Below are 24,104 nucleotides of genomic sequence, written 5' to 3' on the forward strand. Positions count from 1 at the left end.
CTATGAAGGTCGTTGTCACAGGCGGAGCGGGATTTATCGGATCGGCGGTCGTCCGAAAGCTCGTTCTTCAGGAAAATGTCGATGTGATCACAGTCGACAGCCTCACCTATGCTGGAAACCTGAACTCCCTATCGCTAGTTGAAAATAAGCCCAATCACAAGTTCATCCGTGCCGATATCCGCGACGGTGAAGCGATGGCCGATCTTCTAGCCCGGGAACAACCCAAGGCCATCATGCATCTTGCCGCCGAAAGCCACGTCGACCGTTCTATCGACGGGCCCGCTGCATTCATCGACACAAATATCATTGGAACCTACCGCCTGTTGGAAGCGGTGCGCGATTACTGGGAAAATCTGTCGGCCGCGCGCCAGAACGCGTTCCGATTCCATCATATTTCAACGGACGAGGTTTACGGTTCGCTAGGGCCAGTCGGCGCATTTAGGGAATCCTCGCCTTATGCGCCCAATTCGCCGTATTCGGCGTCGAAAGCGGCATCGGACCATTTGGTACGTGCCTGGCACCACACGTACGGCCTGCCGGTCGTAACGACCAACTGTTCAAACAATTACGGCCCTTATCATTTTCCCGAAAAGCTCATTCCTTTGATGATCCTTAATGGCCTAGAGGGCAAGGCGTTGCCGGTCTATGGAACGGGCGAGAATATAAGGGACTGGCTGTTCGTCGAAGACCATGCTGATGCTCTGTGGCAGGTTGTCATCAACGGTACGCCGGGCGAGGTTTATAATATCGGCGGTGAAGCTGAACGGACAAATATTGCCGTCGTTCAAATGATTTGTGATTTGCTCGATGAATTTGTTCCGGCTGAACAGCCGAGGCGTGAACTGATTACTTATGTCGCCGACCGACCGGGTCACGACGCGCGCTATGCTATGGAAATTTCGAAGATAACAAGGGAACTCGGTTGGCGGCCGAAGCATACGTTTGAAAGTGGATTGCGGCAAACCGTTGTCTGGTATCTGGAAAACCGATCCTGGTGGGAAGCGACCCGGAGTGGTCAATATGCTAGAGACAGGCTAGGCCTCGGGTCGAACTCCCATAGCGCGCCGCTAGTTCCCTTAAGGAGCCACTAGTCGTGGAAGTCCTTGTAACAGGCGCTGAAGGACAGCTCGGCTTCGAGGTTGCAGGCCTTTGTCGCGAGCGTGGTTTGACTGTTGCTGCATTGGCTCATCGAGATCTTGATATCACCGACCGTAAATCGATCGACGCCGCCATATCCCGGTACAGGCCGAAGGTGATCGTCAACGCAGCTGCTTTTACTGCGGTGGATAAGGCGGAGGCCGACAGAAATATGGCTTTCGCCGTCAATCGAGACGGCGCGGGCGATTTAGCGATCAAAGCGGCGGAAGTCGACGCATCGATCATTCACATATCGACCGATTATGTTTTTGACGGCAGCAAAAAGAGCCCGTATTCCGAGGACGATCCAGTGGCACCTTTAGGTATTTACGGTCATAGCAAAGCGGCGGGCGAAAATGCCGTGCGCACCTCGAACGGTCAGCATGTTATTCTCCGAACTGCTTGGGTCTATGGCATGCGCGGCAAGAATTTTGTGAAAACGATGCTGCGGCTCGGGGCCGATCAGAAAGAAATTTCTGTGGTCAATGACCAATGGGGGTGCCCGACCTACGCTAGGGATTTGGCCGAGGTGATTGCACAGTTAAGCGCGCGCCTGCTGTCGGGTAGCTTCAATCCCACCGGCTATGGAACGTTTCATTGTGCCGGCGGCGGTGGCGTCAGCTGGTATGGATTTGCAGAAGAAATTTTTAGGCTCGCAGCCGAACGAGTCCGGGAGGACTTGCTTGTCAAGGCAGTCTCATCATCAGGCTTTCCGGCGATCGTCCGGCGGCCCGCCAACTCGATTCTCGATTGCGGCCATCTGGAACGGATCCATGGTCTAAAATTAAGGCCTTGGGACGTGGCTTTAGCTGATATGCTTGGCCGGTTCCAATTACATGATCGCCCCGGGCTCCATTTCGAGCCGGGCTCAATTGTCTAAAGTGGAGCGGGTGCGATGAAGGGCATTATACTTGCTGGAGGAAGCGGGACACGCCTCTTTCCGATAACACGCAGTATCTCCAAACAGCTACTGCCAGTCTATGACAAGCCAATGATCTATTATCCGATCAGCGTCCTGATGCTTGCTGGTATCCGGGATATTCTTGTCATCACGACTCCGCACGACAGCTCGGCTTTTCAAATGTTGTTGGAGGACGGATCGCACTGGGGGATCAACATAAGCTATGCGGTTCAGCCAAGTCCTGATGGGCTTGCACAGGCATTTCTGATTGGAGAAGACTTCATAAGCGGTGACAGTTGTTGTCTTGTCCTTGGTGACAACATCTTTTTTGGACATGGTTTGACGGATAAGCTCGCTCACGCTGTTCAAAGACCCTCAGGAGCAACGATTTTCGGTTACGAGGTAACCGATCCCGAGCGCTATGGGGTTGTGACGTTCGACGCGAACGGTCTTGCGACATCGATCGTGGAGAAACCGAAGGCTGCAAAATCTCCTTGGGCAGTCACGGGTCTCTATTTTTATGATAAGGATGTCGTTTCCATTGCTAAGGAGGTTCGGCCAAGTTCCCGGGGCGAGCTGGAGATCACCGATGTCAACACTCGCTACTTGGAACGCGGGGACCTGAATGTTGAACAGTTGGGCAGAGGATATGCTTGGTTCGACACAGGCACTCATGACAGCCTAGTTGAGTCCGCGGTTTTTGTTCAAACGATTGAAAAACGTCAGGGCCACCGGATCGCAGTTCCAGAGGAGATAGCCTTTTTGAAAGGCTGGATCGGCAAGAGCGATTTGGAGCGAATGGGACAAGAGCTGTCGAAGAACGGATACGGTAGGTACCTTCTGAAGGTCGCACACGAATGAGACCGGTATTGTGAGCCGTAAAATCGCCGGTGCGCAATAAAAAGCGCTTCAGGCTATCAATCGCGAGATATTAGATGCGGGGCTTGAAAGAACTGGTCCGTCGCTTCGGTTTGAGGGGGAATTTGAACCGTCGCGCGCTACGTACCGACATAGAAAAAAAACTTGGCGTCTATCGCAATCTCCTGGACGTTCAGTCTCAACCTGACCGCGTTCCTGCGCGGCCTGTAGATTACGGTCGTCTGCAAATAACCTGGATTATCCCTGATTTTTCACCCGGCGCCGGCGGACATATGACAATCTTCCGTATCGCGCGCTTGTTGGAAGAATTCGGTCACGAGATTAGGTTCCTCATTCACAACCCGGTCCGCCATCGCAGCGGGGCGTCAGCTCGGCACACAATCAATCGGCACTTCCAGCCGTTTCAGGGGCACGTGGCGATTTTGGACCACGATTTGCCTGAATTGGAAGGTGACGCCTTGATCGCCACAAATTGGTCTACCTGCTATCCAGCGAATGCGATGGGTGGCTTTTTTCGGAAGTTCTACTTTGTGCAGGACTATGAGGCCATGTTCTATCCTGCGGGGTCCGACGCTCTGCTGACAGACGTCACTTACCGGTTCGATTTCGATTGCTTATGTGCCGGCGAGTGGCTCAGGCGAATTATGATGGAAAAATTCGGCCGGTGGGCGGCGTCATTTCCACTTGCCGTAGATCATGCCGTTTATAGCATTGACGAAGACTTTGAGCGCAAAGCCGATCTAATTGCAGTCTATGCCCGGTCAGGAACGCCGCGCCGCGCTGTGGAACTCGCAATTTTGGGCCTAGAGGCATTACATCGGCGCGGAGTGGAATTCGAGGTCGGCTTTTTTGGCGGTCGCAAGGGAAGTTTCGAAGTACCTTTTCCCTATAGGAATTACGGGACCGTCAAAAATGAGAGCCTAGCGAATATTTATCGTCAGGCATCAATCGGTCTTGTGTTTTCGGCAACCAATCACTCGCTGGTGAACCAGGAAATGATGGCGTGCGGCTTACCTGTGGTAGACCTCGATATTGATACCGTTCGAAGCATTTTCGCGGAAGGCGTTCTGGAGTTCGCAGCGCCGACACCTGCTGGAATAGCGGATGCTCTTCAAATACTGCTGGAAAACCCGGCAAGACGCGACGAGCTCCGACGGAAAGCCCTTCAACGAATAGGCCGTGTTAGTTGGCCGGAAAGCGCGCGGGTTGTCGAAACGGCAATCAAGGAACGCGTCACAAAGGCCGTCGAAGCAAGCCAAATCTCAAAATAGCCTAGCCACCGCCACGTCCTAGATTCCTATTCGTGCTCTGGAACAGCCGGTTGTGGCTAGAATGGACAAAGAGCTGGACGGCAGGGCTCCTTTATCGTGATGCAAAGCGCCGCCAAAGAACCAGTGGCAGCGTTTCGGCTTGCACAGCGTGCCTATGCAAGCGCATAAGGCGCAATTTCACGAGAGATAAGGCGAGCCGAGCCCATTTCACTTCTTTGTATCCCAAGGGCTGGGTGCTGGCTTCCAGATCGACATAGTCGAAAGGGGAGGCGTATGAATTCGAAAGCATTCGGATGCGTGTGCCAATTTGGTCCTCGAGCCGCGAAAGTGCCTCTTGTTCGCCAGTCATCGATTTCGGATCGACCTTGCAGCGAGTTTTGACCTCCACGTTTTCATACTGGTGGCTAACAATCCCCGAATTGAGGGGCCGATTGCGGCGCGGGATCCGTTTGACCTCGCTAAACAGCAAAAAATAGATCTGGGGGATGATCCTGCCGAATCGCGATGCGGTGCCGTATTTCCAGAAGCTTTTTCCGATTTCCCGGCGAGCTGTTTTATAGTTCGTAAGCCAATGACCGCTCTTCTTATTGCCCAATGAAATCATTTCAGACGACCCCAAGTCCGATACATTACGCAATTGAAGGAAAATTTCTGCTTCGTCTTTACTGGGAAAGCGGACCAGACGGTTCAAGGCTTCGAGTGCATAGGAACGAGTGTCATCTGCCCGAATTCCGGCGAGTGCTGCGGTCGTGGCATAGTGGTCAGCATATTCGAAGAGCGCCATTTGAATATGGCACAGGAACGGATCATCTTCGGCCTCAAATATCCGGCTTTCTAAGGAATCTGATTTGAAGACAGGCTCTACAGTGCCGTCTTCCGCTTGTTCGTAGCCGAGAACGGTGCCGTGCGGAGAACGCACAACGGCTTCGAACAGTTGAGGAAATAGTAGGCAAGCTTGGGCGTACCAATCCAATTGGCATTCATCGGCGAGCACAGGCTCGATCCAGTTTCGAGATGTCTTGCGCCAATGCGCTGGCAAACGGGTACCCATGTAGAAGCCGAAGATTTGCGGGGCATCGGATCTATGCTTGATCGCTTCGTGGAGGAATTCCTGTATCCGTCCCGACCAACCGACATCTATAAGTGCAACTCGGCTATGGTTGAAAAATCCAAGCCCGTCCAAATATCGTCCCAGAAGCGCATTGGAGGCAGAGTGCTTCGCCTGAATGGCTTTCGAGATCCGCGGGTCCTCGAGCAATCTTTGAAAAGGCGGCCAGTCGCGGAAAAATGGTGGCAATGGTGATCTCACATCCTCAATCCCATGGCTTGCCGAAATCTTCGACAATTCATCGGCCGACAATTGCAGGAACGACAACAGGTTGACAATCGTCGGCGGCCCGTTTGCTGCGGTTGCCGAAAGTTCGCGCAAGCCAAAGTGTCTAGCAGATGCAGTCAATGCCGATAGGCGTGAAATTGGTAGGTAGTCGGCGGTCGGTTTGGGACCATCATTGAAAACAAGCGGCGCAAGACGATTGAAAAGTTCCTTTAGAACATAGCCTTCTCGCGCGCAGAAATATATTTTTTCGATTCCGTGGTCCCGACATCGCTCCGCAACCTTATGGATGAAATAGCTAAATATTGGGCCTAGCAGGCGCAGTGTTACGGCGTGTTCTCGGGTTCCGATTTCACCGGCCATTGCTTGAGCGGAAAGTGCAGCCAGATACCCGCCCCAATCTCGATGTTTTTTTACTGCCGAAAATGCCAAGTCCATGCGCGAACGTCGCTGCAAAAAGCCCTTGTCCTCGATCACAATGGCGTTCAGCCCAGATTTTTTCGCCATTTCGCCATCGGCATGCTTATTGTCGCCAATGTGCAAAATGCGGCCCAGTTCAGCACATTCCAGCCTAGCGACTTTCTTGAATAGGTTGCCTGTTCGTTTCAATAGGCCATGGTCGCCGGAAACATAGCCAGCATCGAAGAAATGCAGTAAACCACAAGCGGCCAGTATCCGTGAGACGCACCGGTCGCCGATATACATGTCGGAAATGTATATGATACGGCACTGTCTTTGTTTGAGATCTTCTAGCAATTCTAGCACATGCGGCGCAGCATAGGTTGTTCGGATTTCAATTTGCTCGAAATAGGCCTCGATCGCCTTGCTGAGCTGGTCGCGCAGCCGTTGGTTGGCATGGTCTTCGAGCACCTCGTCGATCCACAAGGCATATAGTTCTGATGTGTTCGCCTCTTGATCCAGCCCCTGGCGCGTATTGCTCTCGCAGCTGGTGCGATAGGCCTTGGTGAAAGACGATAAGGCCTGTTGCTTCTGCTGGAGGCCGCGTGACTCGATATGTTGGTCAAGCCATCGTGCAGCGCCCGCCAACACAAGGTCCGGACTGACACGGCGCTGCAGGAGCGTATCGAATACGTCGAATGAAACAGTTGGTACTTTGCCTGAAGAAATTTCCTCGTCTACGAACTGCAAAATATGATGGAACGCGTCCCGGTAATCGGTATGTATCTTAAGCATTGGAAGGTCCGATGGGCCTTTTACGATCCTTAGTGGCATTCTCAGCGACGAGCCGACGATAAAGCCACAAATGCTCGCGGAGCATTTTGGCTTGAGCGAAGCGGGCGACGGCAGCGTCCCGAGCCTGAGCGGACCAGTTGTCAAAATCGCCATTTTCCCAGGCCTGGGCTATCGCGGCAGCCAACTGTTCGATATCGCCTTGGGGAGCCAGATATCCAGTCTTGCCCTGGGATACCTGTTCCGGGATCCCGCCGGTCGCAAATCCAACAACACTGGTTCCCGATGCGAGCGCTTCGATAACGGACAGCGGCTGATTGTCCGCGGTCGAACAAAACAGGAAAACATCGGCCACGCTATAAAACCGGTTAAGCTGCGACCGATCTGAAATATAGCCCACCGCGAGGTAGTCGAAGCCCGAAAGCTTTTCGAAAAATGCATCATCGGCGTTACCCATGACAACTAGGAATGGGTCGATATGCCTTAATCTTTCAATAGTCTCGAGTGCAAACCGAACGCCTTTGCGTGGATCTACGATATTGCCGGCGGAAAGTAGGAACACCGGCCGTCCATTTTGTATCCCCATCTCGGCACGAAGTTTGGTCTTGTTCAGTGGTCGGTAAAAATCGGTATCAATCGAGTTGCTGATAACAAGCGGCCGCTTCTTGAAGATCATGCTACTCATAGCCATGTCGGCCATCCATTCCGATGGCGTAATGGCGGTTACATTGCCCTCCTGCACGTAGCTTTTAATCCTGCGCATGAGCTGTGTGTTGTCGCGCTTGGTGTCGATTGGCCACTGGCCGATTTGCGGACAGTCGCCGCACCCGCGGGCGCGTGCAAAATGCCCACACCCCATTGGATAGATACAGCCTCCGGTGAAGGGAGAGCAATCGTGTAGTGTCCAAACCACAGGCTTATGCCTGGCCAAGTACGCCAAGGTTAACGGCGAGATCGCCGATGACAGGTCGTGAAAGTGAAAGAGATCATAATTTTTTAGCAGCCCCATTTGAAGCATCGGCCACAATTCGAAAGGGACTAATTCGGGAAAACCCGCTTTCTTTTGGCGATGGTGAAGTTTGCGCAGCAATCCCCCGTGCTTGCCATAAAGCGGGCGTCTGGTTCCCTTGAAACCTTTCCCAGCCCAAGAACAAAAATGATGGGCATGATGACCGGAATGATTGATGAGCTGAGTAAGCTCTTCAGCGACGCGGCTTGCACCGCCGCCATGACTATCGGCCTTCGAAATGACGGCGACACGAAGCCTTCGCCGGCGTTCGGGGTGTATTACTCCATCAATGGAATAATCGGAAAGTATGAGAGGTTCTAGAGCATCAATAGGCATGGGAACTCGGTTGTCTCGCGGCACAACGACGCCATTGAACGGATCGCCAAATCTGGCTCGGCACGATAGCAAACGGTGTATCGGTTGCAACATACATAGATTTGGTGGCGGTGGGGGGGCCAAAATAATCATCAGCCCCATTTTTATACCCGTTTGAATCGTAAATTAAGGACGAAAGATGCTCTTCCACCATGCCAGAAACGGATTCCATTTCAACATTCTTACAAGTCTTTCGAGATCCCGAATTCGGTCTCTCCGCTTGTTGAGTTCCGTTAACCGCTGTTCGGCGGTGGCATAAAGCTCGTTGCGTTCCTTGCGGGCCTGTTTACGATCTTGCACGACAAGCCTGACGAGTCTCACCAAAGCGTCCTGGTCCAAGTCGCCGACCACAGGCCAGACGGACTGCCCATCGAAGGCCTTATCCAAGCGTTTAAAGTCGTTCAGCCCGTAGGCTTCCGCGAGAGCGCAATTGCTTTCGTGCACGTCGGACAAAATCTCGCGACACTGCGCAAGGCTCAAGAAGCGTTGCTTGGGGACTGGTTCGAATGCTTCGGTGACCTCGTCTAATCGTGGCAGGTCTAGAGGACTCTTCTCTGGATTCTTCTTGTGCCCCAGATTTAAGCGGCGGATCAGTTCTACTCCAGCTAATGGCGGGCTCTTGTTGATATACACTTCCTTCGCGCTAACCGTGCTCTCAGGCTGAAAATCCGCAAGCCCGGCATCGTTTAAAAAGGCGTTAATAATCCCCCTTTTTTTCTTTTCAGCGTCGTAGGATCGCACGATCAGGTTTTCTTTCCCGAATGCTTTCTCCCACGGGGCCAACTGCCGAGTATAATCCAGCTTTTCACGATTTTGGAAAAGCTCGAAGCGGGCAATTGACTCGCTGGCAAGCGTATGCGGACCTTTAACAGCTTCAACGTAACAAGATTCTAGCCATTGATCCTGGCGGCGAAGATAGATGGTAACCTTCGCGTCGAATGCCGAAAACATCTTGCGCGTAGCGTCTGCCACATTGAGCCCTTTGTGCGGTTTGAAAAGAACTTCCGAGGACAGGCAGAAAAAGACCTCGGAGCTAATCACAACCGTGTGGGCGCCTGTCTGCTCGACCTCCCTGGTCAGCCTTTGCAGGATTTCTTCTTCGGTCGTGAGTTCTGTTTTTGGTCCGATGGACCAAATGCCGTCATGCGGCCCGGCTTCGCAAAAAGGACGTGCGAAAATATGGTGGAGGCACGCCTGTTGCATTCCCAAACGCGGATACAGTACACCTCGATCCAAGAGCCGATTACAAGATCGTTCGAGAACCGATTGGAGCGAAGTCGTACCAGTTTTCGGCGCGCCAATATGCAGGAATAAGCGGGTCATCCGGCTTCACTTAGTTTTGAAAGCCAATTGAAAACTATTTCTTCAAACATGTTAAGAACGCCTTCAGATACCCTTCATCGTAGCCGCTTCGGGCTTGGTGTCGAAACGTTTGGTGAACGTGTAGTTGTTGTCCCCAGTATCACCTGAGGGGCGCGAGACTATAACGTGACGGTTGAACGGCGCCATTCACCAAGAGCGATACGCCCCATCCACATGAGGGGATCGATTACCGAAAGGCCCTCCACCGGAACGAATCCGGGCGTTGAATATTCGAGTGGAATGGGCTCATAAAATTCCAGCTCAACGCCATTTTCAGAATAATAGGTCGGATCAAACAGGTCCCGGCCGCCAGGCGCATTGGAGTAGATATTAGCGCCGACTTCCTTGGAAATTAAACAGGCCCACTCGCCAGGTCCGGCGGTTTCCGGAAGACGAATGTCCAATTCCGATAGCCTGTGCAATTCGGTTTCAATGCCGAGGTGCTGGCAGGTTTCTTGGATGATAGCAGTGTTGAGATCGGCTATCGTTCGCGTTGGCTCGTTAAGGCAAACCTCGATGAGACCCATGGTTTCATCAAAAAACGGCGCCGCTTTTTCATAGACGCGAAGCTTATCTTTTAGTTCGTTGCGCCAGTCGTTTTGCAGTATTTCGGCCTCACAAATCGCGTCGTTGCTGGCACCCTTGACGACCGGAACCGCAACATAGCCCCACTCGGTATCTCTGTTCAGAATTCGGTTTCGGCTCACCCACGATTTGCGCGAAAATTTTGGTGTATCAAAAATGATCCAGTGATCGCACTGTCCAATATGCCGGAATTGTTGAGCATAGGGAAAGAAATAGGGTTGCATTATGCCTAAGCGATAGGTCACTTGATGTCCTGCATTGTCCAGAAACTTTGTTTCGGGGTGTATTGGAGCAAAATCAATATGGATCTAAGTTTTTAGTGTTCATGAGCAAAATATTTCTGTATTTTTCGATGCGGTTCCCGATTTTTCAAGTATTTGTAATAGAATATCTTCGATTTGATTGTCAGAAAGCCGTTTCATGCCCGGGTGACTTGGCACATTGACAATCCGGTCAAATATATCTGAAGCGACCGTAAGATCGGCGATCGGCCGATAGTATTTTCCAATAACGAAGAGGTCGTTGGACAGGCATTCACTTTGAACGCAATGCGGCGCGACGAGCGGGAAGCCCATCGTGACTAAATCGCTTTCCAGGAGTGGAGCATATCCGAGCTTCTTCCCGATGTCCCGAATTCTGCGATTTTGTTCTTGGTAAAGGGGCAGCCAGCGGGGGGAATCTTCAAGGCGCATCAAGAGCGCCGCGCATGCGACTTCGGACAGTTTTCCATTATTCACCCAGAATCGTGCCTCGTGCTCGGAGAGCGGTTGATACTCGATCAGGCGCAGAAAGTGTTCGTAATCTTCAGCCGGCACCACGGCAAGGCCGCCTTCGCCAAAACCATATGGTTTTGTATGGTGCAAACTGAAGGATTGATAGGGGAGGTCGGGGATATCTGTATGAATACCGGCAGCGTTATCAATCAGAAGGGGTTTTCCGGTCGCCGCACGCCAATCCACAAAAGGCTGAAAATCATCCAGGAGGCCGAACGGATTGGTTACCACCAGGCCATCGAAACTGTTCGGATCCAGACGGGCCAAGGATTCTATGGACAGCACGCCACGATGATCACAGTCGACTTTAATTGAATCAGCGAAGAGGCCTCTATTGGTGTTGGCAAATCCGAATGCGCTTACGCACCATTTCAAGGGCCGACCCGCGCGAACGTTGTGAATTCCAGCCAGCGCCTCAAGTGCAATGCCGCCATTCGCACAGGGAATGACTCTTTTGTCAATCAGCCCTTGAAACAGATCTTCATACGATTGTGTCAAAGCATACCAAGCCGGACCACGGTTGGACCAGCGGTTAAAACGCTGAGCCCCCTCAAGAAACCGAGCCAGATCGGAGGCGTCGAAGGCCTTTTTCTCTGCAAAGGAAATAACGCCCGCAGCCTCGATGAGTTCGTTTGCCGGGAAATGCCTGAGAGCATTTCTCATGGCCATATCGACACATGCAAGCTTCTCAGCTCCTTTTGCTTGATATTTGTAGAGCGACGGTCCAACGACCATAAAAAATCCTCCGATTACGACTTCGTTACCGAACCGTCGCCAAATCAATTGGTTCCGGCGCGCTCAATATTCGAGCGAAATAAGCTCTACTGGCGTTGATCATAGGTCAAAATATCGCCCAAAGCGCGTAACGCACAATTCGGAATGAACCGATCTGGCCGATATCCTCAGATTTTCGGATAATCAAATAGCTCAAAATCTTCTGCATATATAGCTTCGATTATGTGCCTTTCTTGCGTGGTGTAATAGTCGCCGACCCTCTGCGACGAAGAGGTTTTATGTGGTGAGTTCTCCTCAATTACTATGTCTCTTGTAATATTTGTTGGAAAAATTTTACTCAAGACATATGCGATATCCTCTTCAAAATTTTCGATTTTCCCGATGAAGTCGTACTTTATGATAGAACAGCACAGATGGGCCGCTTGTGGGCGCCAGTGCTGATCAAAAGCAAACAGGTTTTTTGGGAATGATTCCTTTTTTAACGCGAGCGCCTGGCAAAACTCGGAAAAAGAAACATCAGTCAGAAGCCCCTCTTCATCCTCAACGGAGATTTGGCGGATTTCCGCAAGTTCTTTTCGAAGATTGCGCATGACATTTAACTCTTTTCCTCGGGCAAATTTGTCGAGATAAGCGGAAAGGGCTCTCGAGTATGGGTCACGCACAAAGGCAAATTTTAGAAAGTCTTTGTTTCTGATGATGCGGTCGAAATTGTCCTGGCCCAGCTGATAGGGCTTTACGAACACACTTTCATTGATTGGCCTATGCGGTCGCTTGACAACGGATTCAAAATGGTCGGGAAGCTTCTCGTCTTTAATTTCGAGCTTGGATAAGTTGGACTTCAGCGTTGTGCAAGCCGCCTTGGATACTTCTACAAAAACATACTGATTTTTTATCGAGATATTGAAATGATAATTAAACTGCTGAGGAGACATAATTTTTTTTAGTTTTTGATAGGGCGATTTACTGGGTATCATTTTCTGTTCTCGGTATGAATCAGTGTAAAGAAGTTTCGGTAGTGTGCCTGCGCTGTTCATTCGCTCCTTTCGAAACACTTAACGTCTCCCCGTAAAGCGGGACGGTTTAACCGGATCATTTCTTTTGCGGGCCGGTTTAACTTTCTATCAGGAGTGGGGCTGACCGTCTGGACTTGCAAAATCCGTTATGCAATATGCTGCGTGAAGGGTCCATCCATAATTGGGGCCCATCAAATAGTAATGTGAGGAATTCGTCCGAAGCGACACCCCGTCTGGATTTCTGAAAACGATGATTTTAATGACTTTCCAAGTGTTTTCCCTTTCATGCCAATGCCGACGGTGGTTGATTTGAAAGTCCTGATCCATTTCGGCTTCCCTAAAACAGGGTCGTCGACCCTCCAGTATGGCCTGTTCAAACCGCTGCATGATCGCGGCATCCTGAACCTGAAGACTTGGCGTCAGGAGGATTCTACAGAACACTTGGACCGCAGACCTAGTAGCTGCCTGTTTGCCGGCGGTAAAATACTTCCAGAGTATTTGGATTTCTCTGAAAATCGCCTGAATATATTAAGCGATGAAAGCTTCACGGCTCCGATTAAGCTGCGGCAAAACAACTACGGCAACGAAATTTGTGATCCCTTCAGTTTCCCACAAAAAATTAAGGAGCAAATCGTAGCGCGTTACGGTGGGCAAATAGAATTCATTCCAATGATTGTCATTCGGAATCAGCCACAACTGATCTTTTCGCAGTATGTCGAAGAATACAACCTGAAGAAATATAAGGGGGTGGACCTTATTTTCGATGAGAGTAATAACATATGCATCGAAGGATTTGAAATATATCAGTTCGCCAAATATATCGATATTTTGGAAAATGTATTTGGCCAAGGAAAGGTCGAAGTCTTTTTGTTTGAGGAATGGACCCGCGACCTTCAATCTTTCTGCGAAAAGCAGTCGCGGATCATTGACGTGGATACTGCTACGATTGCAGGACTTTTGTCCAAATCTCACGAAAATAAAAAACACAAGGCCAGCGGGGGCTATTTCACCAAAGACGGCGAAACGCTTATTCCACATCTTAACGACACCCAAATAAGTGGAATCCAAACCTTCTTTGAAAAGGATAATAGTCAGCTCAAGCGATTCATTGATGAAGCGCGATTGATAAAGTTCGGATACTTGTAATGCGCGATCACTATCCAACCTGCTTACTTATCGGCGACAACTCAGAAAGCTTCATAGAACTTTGCCGAAGCCTTCGGTTTTCGACGCATTGTGCGTATAAGATATTGGCGTCCGAAGCTCCGTTTGAGTTGGACAACTTCATTCACATGGAATGGAGTAAACTGGGTGCACTGGCGATAAACGCTTTGCCGGTGCGCGAGACCGTCCTTTTCATTTCCCTCATTGAGGGTCGGTTGTCTGTGAACAGCGTCTTTGTTGAGCATCAGGAGGACTATAACAAAATCCTGTGCCGGGAACTGAAGGCGGTCGCCGAAACGCTGCAGGCCACAAGCGACCAATCAAAACAGTTCTTGAAGGAATTCGTCGAAATGAATTTCTCGGGGATCAAGCGAATTCTTGATGCGGCGCCGGGCGAGCTTCGTCTTGATGTTTTAATGGATTTCGAGAGTGATCCCGTCCTTTTATCTGGTTTCGTTCGTCGCTCAAACGGCCGCGTAAGTTTGTTAGGAAATAACGAACGTGAATTATTGGTTTTTGGGACAGGCAACGAAGCAGACAAACGTTATCTATCCGAAACAATAACTTTTTCTTTTTCAAAAGACGAACGGGCAAACGAGATTCACAGCCGAATTGTTCACAATGAGTTCCAACGGCATTGGAAAGCCTACCGTGCGGCTGGTATAAATGTCCCACTGATAATGGTTCAAAACCTGCTCGGTAGAAAAGTCCGAACCCGTTATTTTATCGATCCCAATGATATCGCATTTCTAGATGAAGAAGTGCCTAGATATATTTTTGACTACGATGTCGTGTATTTTGACCTCGATGAGACATTGATTTGTAAAGGCAAACCTATTCAGGACTTGAGGAAATTGCTCCATGACTATCGCGATGTGAACTACGTTTTGAAGCTCATAACTAGGCACAAATTCGACATTAAGGATACGCTCGCGAGCATCGACGTCGATCATTCGATCTTTCATGAGATTATTCCGGTGCTTCCCGATGAGAAGAAGTCATCGTTCATCGATGGGCGGGCGATCTTCATCGATAATGAATTTCCCGAGCGCCTTGATGTCAGCCAGAAATCCCAGATACCTGTTTTAGACTTGGATCAAATCGAATTTCTGCAACGTCCCTGACGCAATCTGCGTTCTCGGTCGCACCGCCCGTAGTTCAGTAGAGGTGAATTGGGATAGGGCTAAACATGTGCTCGAGACTTTTGTCATATTGACCTGAGACCCAACTCTCTTCCAGCTATTTGGAGAGTTCGTCAGTTTGTTATTGGCCTTATGCGGCCTGTTTTTCCAGTGCCATTTTCATGGCGAATTCGATGGGCGTGATGTTGCCCAATGAGGAATGTGGCCTTTCTCGGTTATAGTCCTCCTTCCAGTCGGTGATCTGTTGGCATGCCTGGGGCAGCGAGGAAAAGAGCGTCTCGTTCAGACACTCATCCCTAAAACTGCCGTTGAAGCTCTCTACAAAGCCATTTTGCATGGGCTTGCCGGGAGCGATGTAATGCCATTCGACGCCCGTCTCCTGGCACCATTTGAGCACCGCCATACTCGTCATTTCGGTGCCATTGTCGCTGACAATCGTGTGGGGCTCTCCGCGCCGTTTGACGATGGCATCCAACTCACGTGTCATGCGCAGACCTGACAAGGATGTATCGGCCACGAGCGCCAAGCAGTCCCGGCTGAAATCATCGACGACTGCCAGAACACGGAACCGACCACCGTCCGTGAACGCGTCGGATACGAAGTCGAGGCTCCAGCGTTCATTGGTTCTTTGGGGCAGAACAATGGGCCGCCGCGTTCCCAAAGCCCGTTTACGACCGCCGCGTTTGCGCACTTGCAACTTCTCTTCACGGTATAGCCGCCGCAGTTTCTTCTGGTTCACGCAGAAACCCTGGCGTTCCAGCATTACGTGAATGCGCCTGTAGCCAAAGCGCCGACGTTCCGCGGCTACCTTCTTTATGGCCTTGCGCAAATGTGTATCGTCAGACCGAATGCTCGTGTAGCGCACGCTCGAGCGGTCAACTTGCAACACGGCACACACCCGCCGCTGGCTCATACCATGCGTCTTGCATAGATGAGCCACCGTTTGCCTTCTGGCGGCGGGCGTTACCACTTTTTTGAATTCACATCCCTAAGCATCGCATTATCCAGCATCTGTTCAGCAAGAAGCTTCTTCAACTTCGCGTTCTCATCCTCCAATGCCTTCAGCTTCCTTGCGTCTGAAACGTCCATGCCACCAAATTTGGACTTGTACTTGTAGAACGACGCATTGCTGATGCCGTGCTTGCGGCAAACCTCGGCTGTCGAAATGCCGCTTTCCTGTTCCTTGATCATCGAGATGATCTGCTCGTCGCTGAAACGTGAGGATCTCATTATTCGTCTCCATTCATTGGGACGAACTCTACTCAAAAATGGAGGAAGAAGCGGGTCGCAGGTCAGACGCCACGCTCATTATGGTAAACGATTCCGGAAGCCAGTTTTCCTCGCTAGTCCGAGCGTGCTTTTGTCTGCTTGTTTGACCATAGTGCCTATGTTAACTACGTTGGCATTGTGCTTACAGCTAGCATCGAGGCGGGGAAACATTGAAAGCTTTAATATTTGGCGCCACGGGAAACTGCGGCACTTATTGTGCTCGGAAGTTTTTAGATGCCGGCTGGACGGTAGTCGGTGTGGGCCGTTCGGAAGCGAAGATTTGCAATGATCAATTCACCTTCGTGCGTGGCGACATCCGGGACGACGCGCTCTATTCTGACTTGCCAACAGATGTCGATCTTGTGGTGAATTTTGCCGGGGTCCAGCCAAGTATTTTGTCGACCTCTGAAAAGACTGACTTTGCCAGCACGATGGACCAGTACGTAGGTGTCAATATTGCCGGCGTACTAAAAATCTTGGAATTCGTCAGGCAGAGCGATATCAAGTCCTACGTTTATACGACGTCCCATCGAGATTATGAAAATTATTGGAGTAACGATCACTTTCTTGAAAATGATTTGCCCCCGTCCATTAACTATAAGGGGGATCATGTCATGTACGCCATTACAAAGACGTCCGCTAAAATGATGGGCGACTACTATGGTGAAGCCTTTGATATTCGCACCTTTAACTTACGGCTTCCGATGATTTTTCTTGTGCCGGACGCGCCTTATTATCTGCATCATGGGGAAATGACCACGATGCCCTTTCTCCAGGTCATTCGCAACGCCCTTGATGGAAAGCCGCTGGAAATATGGGGCGATCCGGAAATGGTGCGGGATTACGTGCATGTCGATAATCTGTTTTCACTGATAATCCGCTGCTTCGATTCCCAACTCGAAAGAGGCACCTTTAATGTCGGTACAGGTGAAGCTGTGACGACGGAACGCTTCATTAAAACGATTGGCGCGACTTTCGCCCCTGATCCCGAAGCGATCGACTACATTTACCGACCCGAGAAGCGGACCTATAAATGCGCGATCTATAACGTCGAAGAACAAAAACAGCTGTTAGGCTATGAACCTGTTTTACTGGAAGATATGCTGAAATGTTTGAAGAAAACCCTAGTTGATGGAAAGTATCTGGAAAAGTGGGGATGGGTCTAGTCGGCGGCCGATAAATGGGTTGCTCGCAGTAGCGCAAAAGCGTCCGCCAATCTAGGGTTCTATCTTGACATTAAATGGTGGCAGTGAGCCGGCACGGCTTGATTGCCCTGTATGGCAGGGTGAACGAACTGAATGGTAGAAGCATGTTTGAAGTATTGATCTCATATAGTCGGCGCTGGCATATGAGATTGAGCAGGTTCCGACGCGAAGCCAAAAAAGCTGAAAGTCGAAAATACAATACCTTAGCGAAAAAGTATTCCCACATGAATATGTGGCAAGAGTGCATAAAAAATTGTGATCTGGCTCTGAATATAAATAAAAAACAGCCTGAAACGCTTCGGATCAAAGGTGCCGGCCTTATCGAGTTGGGCCGATTTCTTGCCGCGGAAACAAATTTCCGGGGTCTAATTCGTCAGTATCCTGACTTGGCGCAGGGCTATAATGGCCTCGCGGCTGTCTATTTGAGGCAGGAACGGTACGACGAGTGCGTTGCCGCGTGCAACGAAAGTATCCAGAGATTCCCGCCAAATACGAAAGTCGTTTTCACAAAAGGTAAGGCGCTTCTCGAATTGGGCCGAGCCAACGAGGCGGAGGCCTTCATATCCGATTTTTTGCGTGAGAATGGATACATGGTGGAAAACCGTATAACGGACAAATTGCTTCAGGCCCACCTGCCGTTAGAGATCGCCATGTTGAGAATTATCTGGCAAGCGCAACTAAAGCAGCAAAAATTCGAGACGGCGGCGGAAACCCAATACGATGTCATGCGAATTTCCGAGCGAGCGGCGCTTATCGGTTTGTTCGGTGGCATTGGATCGCTCGTCGTCCCTTTTGACAATTCGATTATGGGCGTGTCGACATGAGTAATTCACTCGAGGACATCGATTTTTTGGAGACCTCCCTGGAGGTTGATCCGACTCAAATATTCAATCTTGCGCAGATATTGCAAAAAAAAATGCGATTCCTTGAAATCGCGGATTTGCGTCAGCGTATCCGCGAGGATCCATATTTGCCGACGCAGGGCGCCAAGGGGTCTTTTCATACGGCAAATGTAATTCAAAACAATTTAAACTTGATCGCCTTCCTTTGTAAGTCGGCCCTGCGGCTCGGGCATTTGGAACCGAAGGTCTATAACCTGCTCGCCGAGGCTCTCTACAAGCTGGAACGGCATGACGCAGTTTTAGAGGTCGTCAAATATGCAAAGGGTTCCGGGAAAAACGGATCCGCGTTGGAGGAAGTGCATATCTTATCGACCTTGGAAACCTGTGACATTGATCAAATCCGCTCCGATATCCGCGGCGGTGGCGCCGACGCGGGTTCTGACTTGCGTCGGATGAAGATTTATGACTACGGAGAGTTTTCGGAATGGATCCGTTCGATCGGTTCGGAGACATTCGTTGTGACCGAGCGTAAAAGCAAAGCCAATACCACATATCGTCATGTACATCATGCTGACCGTATTGAGATCTATGAAAATGAAATCGAGGCGACGCCGTTATTGGGAGCCCGTGTCGATCGTCTTCAGGTGTTGATCGGTTCTATTTCCTTTGTTGGAGAGAATGGTTTTTACGACGAGCATCTGCTGCCGACCCGCGCGCGGGAAAATGTCGTCAAGATTTCGAAAAGGCATATCCTTTATTCGGATAAAGATGCCGTTCATACAGAATTTAAAGGAAAGTATTTAGTCCCCTCTGCTGCTAACAACTATTTCTCGAATTATTTTCACGTTATATGCCAAATCTGCGTGCGACTCATTTTTTCGCTTGAGAGTGGCGAATTCTCCGACCATAAAATACTGATGCCAGACAATACGCCCAGTTGGGTAATAGACTTTATGGAGATTGCCGGCATTGATCGCATGCGTTTCGAATTTATGCCGACAGTTGGGATATCGACAGTCGAACATGCCGTTGTCTTGCCAATGAAATGGGACGTGTGTCCAGCTGAGATTGAAGCAACGCGTCAGGCAATTTTCAAGAACATTCCTAGGGAACACCCGCAAAAGGATTACTATCTCGTTCGCCGCGACGTCAAGAATTTCACGCGTGCCCTTGTGAACGAGGAGGAGTTCATAAAGATTTGTGAAAAACGCGGATTTTCTATTGTCGATCCTTTGGATTATTCCCTGGAAGAACAAATACGTATGTTCTCCAATGCCCGTACCATTGTTTCAAGCGGCAGCTCCGCAATCACGAACATGCTCTATGCCAATGCGGGCGCCGAGATAGTCGTTATCGGCCCAAGGTTGTTCTGGGGCATGCTGTTTCCAGACCTAGCGACCGCTTGCGGTCACAATTTCTCGGTCGTCTTCGGCGAGTTCATTGCCGGGAATGAGAATACAAGCCATCCGCACAATCCTTATGTGGCCGAACCAAAAGCGTTGGAGGTCCTTCTCGATCAGCATCTGGACCGCGTGCGCTAACATGGTTCTCTGATCGAAAGTTCGCAGCCGGTCGCGGATGTGGGGTTTGAAAACGGCAGTTGAAATTTAAATATCAAGCCGTGCAACTCCGTGGCGTCAAGTCGAGGACGCCGTGCCACCAGTCAAATTGCTTTCGCATAGATCGGGCGTTAAGTTGCTCAAGAGCCTCTCGGCTTTTTTTGTAGCGTCGGTCAAGGCCGTTTTCGGCTAGCTTTCCAATTGCATCGGTCCACTCAGCTATATTGTTGTTCAGCACAAGACCGATATCATTTTTCTCAATCAAGTCGGCGTAGAACCAGGTTCGGCTGTAAAGACCCAAGCTGCCATAAACGGCATGCTCCAAGATCTTATTGATAGAGCGGGCTTTGTTGAAAGCCGTTGGCATAGTTGGGTATAGCGCGACATGAAAACGCAATTTTGCCAATCTTTTTCGATGCTTGTGCCAATTTAGAGGGTTCAATATCCGTAACTGATGGTGGTCAGCGAGATGAACCGGCACGTCGGCAGATCCAATCACAGTCAGTCGCATGTTGATACCCCGCCGAGCCAGTTGTTCGAAGACCTGGAAGGTGAATGCGCGATCTTCTGCATGACTTGCGCTGCCGAGATATCCGATTTCAAGCGGTTCGCCTTTAGCGAGATCGCTAAAGTGACGGCTGTCGGGCAAGGGTTCGGGCCAGTAGGGTGGCAAGCTTACCACATCGTAGCCCTTGGATTGGTAGATATCGGCCAAGATCGGCGAGGAAACGACAATGGTGTCGGCTCGTTCGCAAAGAACACGGTGCTGGCCTTCGCGTAGGGCAATCAGCCGCTGTCGGTAAGCCTGAGGCAGGCTATGGTCTTCTTCAGCGGCCCAGAGATCGTCATCAATTATGTAATATAGCTGTCCGATGTGGCTTTGGAGGAGGCGCTGCACAACTGTTTCATTGTCTCGTCTAGCGACAATGGCGACCTTGCCGCAGGAAAAGGAGTTCGGCCCTTCCTGAACGATCGGTCTTGTATGAAATGGAAAACGGCGCAGCCAAGGACGGCAGACATTCAAAAAATATAGATCGGTCGTTGGGATTATTTGCGCAGCAGTGCCGCTCCAATTACCGATCGATAAGGCAGCCGCCCAACTTATCATGGAGTTTCTCCCTGAAACCGTAATTTTAAACCATTTGGAAGCCCGCGCCTCTGTCGGTCAATAATCTCATTGTGTTTGGACGGGCGGTTCGCTCGCCGGAAACGGGATGACCATAGTGAAAATAAGAGGCGGTGCCGTTCGTTTAGATGACTTTGAGGCGCTCTGTCAGCGGGTCTTCCGTTCAATTGCGCCGCGACCGTGATTAGCCGAGCTGGTCTTGCGACGAAAAAGGATCGGACAAAGAGGGAAAAATCCATCCCAATGCACCGTTCAGATGTCCAGCCTCCCTCCTATGTCTCAAAGAGCGTCTGGCGGTTAGGTTCGATCGCGGACATTGTAGTAGATCAACACCAAGACCGTCCAAAAGCCGGCAAGCATTAAAAAAACGGCCACGGAGTAGAGAATGCGGTGCGGATATTGAGCTTCTTGCGAAAGCGTAGGCTTGATAAACGTTGCAAGATACATGTGCTTCTGATCGGCGTCTTGCCGTGCCTTTTCCAGCCCGGCTAAGGCCGTCGTATAGAACTGATTTGCGAACTCCTCTTCCAGCTTGAGGTCAGAGTAGTCAGATATGCGAACTGCAAGGCGGTTATCATTGGCGCTCGTGCCATCAATTCCGGCCGTCCCTCCGCCAAGACGTTGGCGTTCGGTAGTGATTTGGGCCTCAAGGGCCTTGATCTCTTCGTATAGAAGGCGAATTCGTGGTGAATCGGAATTCAGGTAGGTCGCAAGCGTCTTCATTTCTGCTTGCTTGGCGACGACCTGCTGGTCCAGTGCGGAAATCATCTCCATCGCGATTTTTGCGTTGTCTTCCGGGCTTACCTCTTGCGTCGCATCCCGATAGGCGAGCATTTGTCTCCGGATAACTTTCAGTCGCGCTTCTGCACGAGCGACGGTTTCCTCTGCAAATCGGACGGATTGTCGTCGGTTCACTTCCGACAGCTTGTTGACCAGGACTTCGCTGCGCTGAAGAATCGCGCTCGCGAGCGTGACTGAATCATCGGGGTTGAATGTTCGCACTTCGACATAGATGACGCCTGAGGTCGCATCGAAGTTGATATCGACCATTCGGTTCCAGTAGTCGATCTTTCCTTCAATTGGCAAATCCGTTCCGAGACGGAAAAGCCAATCGGCCTGGTCACGGTTGAAGATCGCCTCAAGGTCGATCGTGTTTGGCAGGTCCTCGATGATTGCCTGGCTCTGGAGGTAGTCATTGACTATGTAGCTGTTGGATGTTGGAGACTCGGAGCCGCTGTCAAACATCATTCCGAGTATATCGGTCGCTGCGGCTTGGTTCGAGCTGCGTACTGCGAAAGCGGTGGTGCTGTGGTATTGGTCGCTTGTCCAGAAGATCATGTAAGCGGAAAATGCGGCTGATGGCAGTGCAACGAACAGGAGAAAACCAATTAGAATCAAACGGTGACGGAGTCTTGTTATCGACTTGGTTGCCGAACCAGGGCGGGCAATATCTAGAAGTTTTTGAGGGTCCAGTCCTGACTTCTTCAGGCGATCGATCAACGGCGGATTTTTACCGCGATTCTTTGTAAGTGGGTCCTGATTTTGACGTGGTACGGTAATAAACGTTCCTCCAGAGCGGGGAGCGTCTTTTATTTCAGGTGTTTTGTTGGGTGCCGTCATGTCCTGAGAAAACCTTTGCGAGTTGCACCTGACAGTCTAACGGCGTGCCATGTTATCATTGTGTTGAGAAATCGCATCATCGATGTTTGGGAAATAGGTTAAAGATCCATCTTCCAGGACGACACCTGTCGTACAATATTCCTTTAAAGCGCCATTGGAGTGGGATACCATAATTATATCGGATTGTTGCAGCTTCCGTCGAAAAACCTGCTGACATTTCTTTTTAAAGTTGGCGTCGCCCACGGCTGTGATCTCGTCCACGAGGTAATAGTCGAAATTAATTCCCATGCTTACGCCGAAGGCGAGGCGTGCTTTCATGCCTGAAGAGTAGGTCTTTACAGGCATTTGGTAAGATTTTCCAAGCTCTGCGAAATCCTGCACATAGTCAACAAGCTCTTGGGTATCATGGCCATATATGCGAGCTACAAACCTTACGTTCTGCTCGCCTGTCAAAGAGCCGTTAAAACTTCCCTGAAAACCAAGCGGGAAGGAAACATTTGCCCGGCGAATGATGCGGCCCGAAGTCGGTTTGATCGTTCCGGCGATTAGTCTCAAAAGCGTGGATTTTCCTGCTCCGTTGCGCCCGAGCAGGCCGATACTGTCGCCGCGAGGTATCGTAAAGGAAACATCTTTTGCGATATAGCGGGTTTCACCTTTGAGCTTGAAACTCTTAGTGACACGATCGAGGCGGATCATTTTTGCTGCTCCCGCAACTGGGCATCGAACAACCACACAAGAAATAGTCCAAATACGATCGAGAAAATGGTGAGGCCGACAAGGTATGGCATGCTGACATAGTCAGCTCGATAGGTTGGATAAAAGCCTTTTCGAAAAAGCCCGACTATGTGAACCAAGGGGTTCCAGAGAAGGAGCTCTTTGTAGGGGGGAGGCATGCTTTCAGGTAGAAAGAACACTCCCGAGACGATGAAGGCAGGCCGGTTGATGATTCCCCAGACCTGCTGATAGGTGCTGCTCAAGTGAAACCAGACAATATTTGCAGCGCCAACGCCTGCACCGAGCGCAATGGCGATCAGAGATGCCAATAGAATCGGTCCGAAGTCTATCGATGGAAATGGCACCAGGAAATATAGACTTCCAAACAGAATGATATTGACGACAAACAGTGTTGCTACCTGCAGGGTCACGCGGCCAATGACCGTATCGTACGGTCGTACCACAGGGTAATTCAATAAGGTGCGATTTGCCTCAACAGCCGAGCTCACTTGGTCGGAGGTGGAGCGATACATATAAAAGGCTGCATACCCGGTCGCAAAAAAAAGCGTGAAGCTGCGCCCTAAAGGCGGCACATGTGCGATCGCGGAAAACACGGACGTCATGATAGCGATGAACAGGACTGGGTCCAGCACTGCCCACATGTAACCGCCGAACTTGTTGCCGTAGCGGGTCGTCATTTCTCTGACAACCAGTGCGAAGGCTATCGCTAACTGTCGTCTGAGGGCGTTTGAGAACGTTTCTGAGTGCATCGAATGCCATCGGCCTATGATTGAGCTAAAGCAGTATGCGCCACGGGTGCGATTTCGAGTGCTTTGAACTACAGTACCAAATCATAAACATAAACAACATCCTAAAGCGGTCCGAAATATGGCGCGTGT

20 protein-coding genes are annotated in these 24,104 nt (G+C 50.4%); 9 read left to right on the forward strand and 11 right to left on the reverse strand.

The annotated features are described in order from the left end of the window. Positions 1–2: 2 nt before the first annotated feature. The 4 genes from rfbB (at position 3) to IG617_RS10145 (ending at position 4,188) form a co-directional block, all read left to right on the forward strand. Entirely contained in the window at positions 3–1,091 is a 1,089-nt protein-coding gene (gene rfbB, locus IG617_RS10130; RefSeq protein ID WP_192109083.1) for a dTDP-glucose 4,6-dehydratase, read from the forward strand. Between the two features lie 2 nt (positions 1,092–1,093). Next, entirely contained in the window at positions 1,094–2,017 is a 924-nt protein-coding gene (gene rfbD / locus IG617_RS10135; protein ID WP_192109084.1) for a dTDP-4-dehydrorhamnose reductase, read from the forward strand. A 15-nt stretch (positions 2,018–2,032) separates the two neighbouring features. Beyond that, positions 2,033–2,899, forward strand: coding sequence for a glucose-1-phosphate thymidylyltransferase RfbA (gene rfbA / locus IG617_RS10140; RefSeq protein WP_192109085.1), 867 nt, complete (start codon positions 2,033–2,035; stop codon positions 2,897–2,899). Positions 2,900–2,982: 83 nt separating this feature from the next. Continuing rightward, the gene (locus IG617_RS10145) at positions 2,983–4,188 is read left to right on the forward strand and encodes a glycosyltransferase family 4 protein (protein ID WP_192109086.1); all 1,206 of its coding nucleotides are present in this window, start codon (positions 2,983–2,985) and stop codon (positions 4,186–4,188) included. 91 nt (positions 4,189–4,279) lie between these two features. Here the strand turns inward: IG617_RS10145 and IG617_RS10150 are convergent, their stop codons facing one another. The 6 genes from IG617_RS10150 to IG617_RS10175 all read right to left on the reverse strand — a co-directional run bounded on the left by IG617_RS10150 (position 4,280) and on the right by IG617_RS10175 (position 12,585). After that, on the reverse strand, positions 4,280–6,715 hold the full coding sequence (locus tag IG617_RS10150; RefSeq protein WP_192109087.1) for an HAD family hydrolase: 2,436 nt from the start codon (positions 6,713–6,715) through the stop codon (positions 4,280–4,282). Continuing rightward, complete coding sequence (locus IG617_RS10155) at positions 6,708–8,057, reverse strand: glycosyltransferase (protein ID WP_192109088.1); 1,350 nt, start codon at positions 8,055–8,057, stop codon at positions 6,708–6,710. The genes IG617_RS10150 and IG617_RS10155 overlap by 8 nt, the downstream gene beginning before the upstream one ends. A 165-nt stretch (positions 8,058–8,222) precedes the next feature. Beyond that, positions 8,223–9,419, reverse strand: coding sequence for a hypothetical protein (locus IG617_RS10160; RefSeq protein ID WP_192109089.1), 1,197 nt, complete (start codon positions 9,417–9,419; stop codon positions 8,223–8,225). Positions 9,420–9,577: 158 nt separating this feature from the next. Next, positions 9,578–10,288 carry a WbqC family protein gene (locus IG617_RS10165; RefSeq protein ID WP_192109090.1) on the reverse strand — a complete coding sequence of 237 codons (711 nt, stop codon included), beginning with the start codon at positions 10,286–10,288 and terminating at the stop codon, positions 9,578–9,580. 78 nt (positions 10,289–10,366) lie between these two features. After that, a complete protein-coding gene (locus tag IG617_RS10170) occupies positions 10,367–11,551 on the reverse strand; it encodes a DegT/DnrJ/EryC1/StrS family aminotransferase (protein ID WP_192109091.1) in 1,185 nt (394 codons plus the stop codon). Positions 11,552–11,718: 167 nt separating this feature from the next. Beyond that, complete coding sequence (locus IG617_RS10175) at positions 11,719–12,585, reverse strand: sulfotransferase family protein (RefSeq protein WP_192109092.1); 867 nt, start codon at positions 12,583–12,585, stop codon at positions 11,719–11,721. A 264-nt stretch (positions 12,586–12,849) separates the two neighbouring features. On the opposite strand from IG617_RS10175, the gene IG617_RS10180 reads away from it, so the two are divergent. Together IG617_RS10180 and IG617_RS10185 are read left to right on the forward strand one after the other, a co-directional pair. Next, positions 12,850–13,710 carry a hypothetical protein gene (locus IG617_RS10180; RefSeq protein ID WP_192109093.1) on the forward strand — a complete coding sequence of 287 codons (861 nt, stop codon included), beginning with the start codon at positions 12,850–12,852 and terminating at the stop codon, positions 13,708–13,710. Next, positions 13,710–14,852: a hypothetical protein gene (locus tag IG617_RS10185; protein WP_192109094.1), complete on the forward strand. Its 1,143-nt coding sequence runs from the start codon at positions 13,710–13,712 to the stop codon at positions 14,850–14,852. The genes IG617_RS10180 and IG617_RS10185 overlap by 1 nt, the downstream gene beginning before the upstream one ends. Positions 14,853–15,000: 148 nt before the next feature. Here IG617_RS10185 and IG617_RS10190 read toward each other — a convergent pair. Next, positions 15,001–16,100 (reverse strand): IS3 family transposase gene (locus tag IG617_RS10190; protein WP_192109095.1). Its coding sequence is split into 2 segments (ribosomal slippage): positions 15,001–15,851 and positions 15,851–16,100, totalling 1,101 coding nucleotides; the frame shifts between segments, so codons are not numbered across the junction. A 209-nt stretch (positions 16,101–16,309) separates the two neighbouring features. Between IG617_RS10190 and IG617_RS10195 the strand changes: the two genes are divergently transcribed. The 3 genes from IG617_RS10195 (at position 16,310) to IG617_RS10205 (ending at position 19,727) form a co-directional block, all read left to right on the forward strand. Then, on the forward strand, positions 16,310–17,305 hold the full coding sequence (locus IG617_RS10195) for an NAD-dependent epimerase/dehydratase family protein (protein ID WP_192109096.1): 996 nt from the start codon (positions 16,310–16,312) through the stop codon (positions 17,303–17,305). Between the two features lie 74 nt (positions 17,306–17,379). Then, positions 17,380–18,168 carry a tetratricopeptide repeat protein gene (locus IG617_RS10200; RefSeq protein ID WP_192109097.1) on the forward strand — a complete coding sequence of 263 codons (789 nt, stop codon included), beginning with the start codon at positions 17,380–17,382 and terminating at the stop codon, positions 18,166–18,168. Next, complete coding sequence (locus tag IG617_RS10205; protein ID WP_192109098.1) at positions 18,165–19,727, forward strand: glycosyltransferase family 61 protein; 1,563 nt, start codon at positions 18,165–18,167, stop codon at positions 19,725–19,727. The genes IG617_RS10200 and IG617_RS10205 overlap by 4 nt, the downstream gene beginning before the upstream one ends. Positions 19,728–19,800: 73 nt before the next feature. On the opposite strand, the gene IG617_RS10210 is transcribed toward IG617_RS10205, so the two are convergent. The 4 genes from IG617_RS10210 to IG617_RS10225 form a co-directional block, all read right to left on the reverse strand. Then, a complete protein-coding gene (locus IG617_RS10210; RefSeq protein WP_192109099.1) occupies positions 19,801–20,853 on the reverse strand; it encodes a glycosyltransferase family protein in 1,053 nt (350 codons plus the stop codon). Positions 20,854–21,168: 315 nt separating this feature from the next. After that, on the reverse strand, positions 21,169–22,491 hold the full coding sequence (locus IG617_RS10215; RefSeq protein ID WP_192109100.1) for a KpsE/RkpR family capsule polysaccharide export protein: 1,323 nt from the start codon (positions 22,489–22,491) through the stop codon (positions 21,169–21,171). 36 nt (positions 22,492–22,527) lie between these two features. Beyond that, positions 22,528–23,187, reverse strand: a complete 660-nt coding sequence (locus IG617_RS10220) for an ABC transporter ATP-binding protein (protein WP_192109101.1) — start codon at positions 23,185–23,187, stop codon at positions 22,528–22,530. Further along, a complete protein-coding gene (locus IG617_RS10225) occupies positions 23,184–23,975 on the reverse strand; it encodes an ABC transporter permease (RefSeq protein ID WP_276529815.1) in 792 nt (263 codons plus the stop codon). Before IG617_RS10225 ends, IG617_RS10220 begins: the two co-directional genes overlap by 4 nt. Positions 23,976–24,104: the final 129 nt, after the last annotated feature.

Source organism: Roseibium polysiphoniae (assembly GCF_014842925.1).
GTDB classification, from domain to species: domain Bacteria; phylum Pseudomonadota; class Alphaproteobacteria; order Rhizobiales; family Stappiaceae; genus Roseibium; species Roseibium polysiphoniae.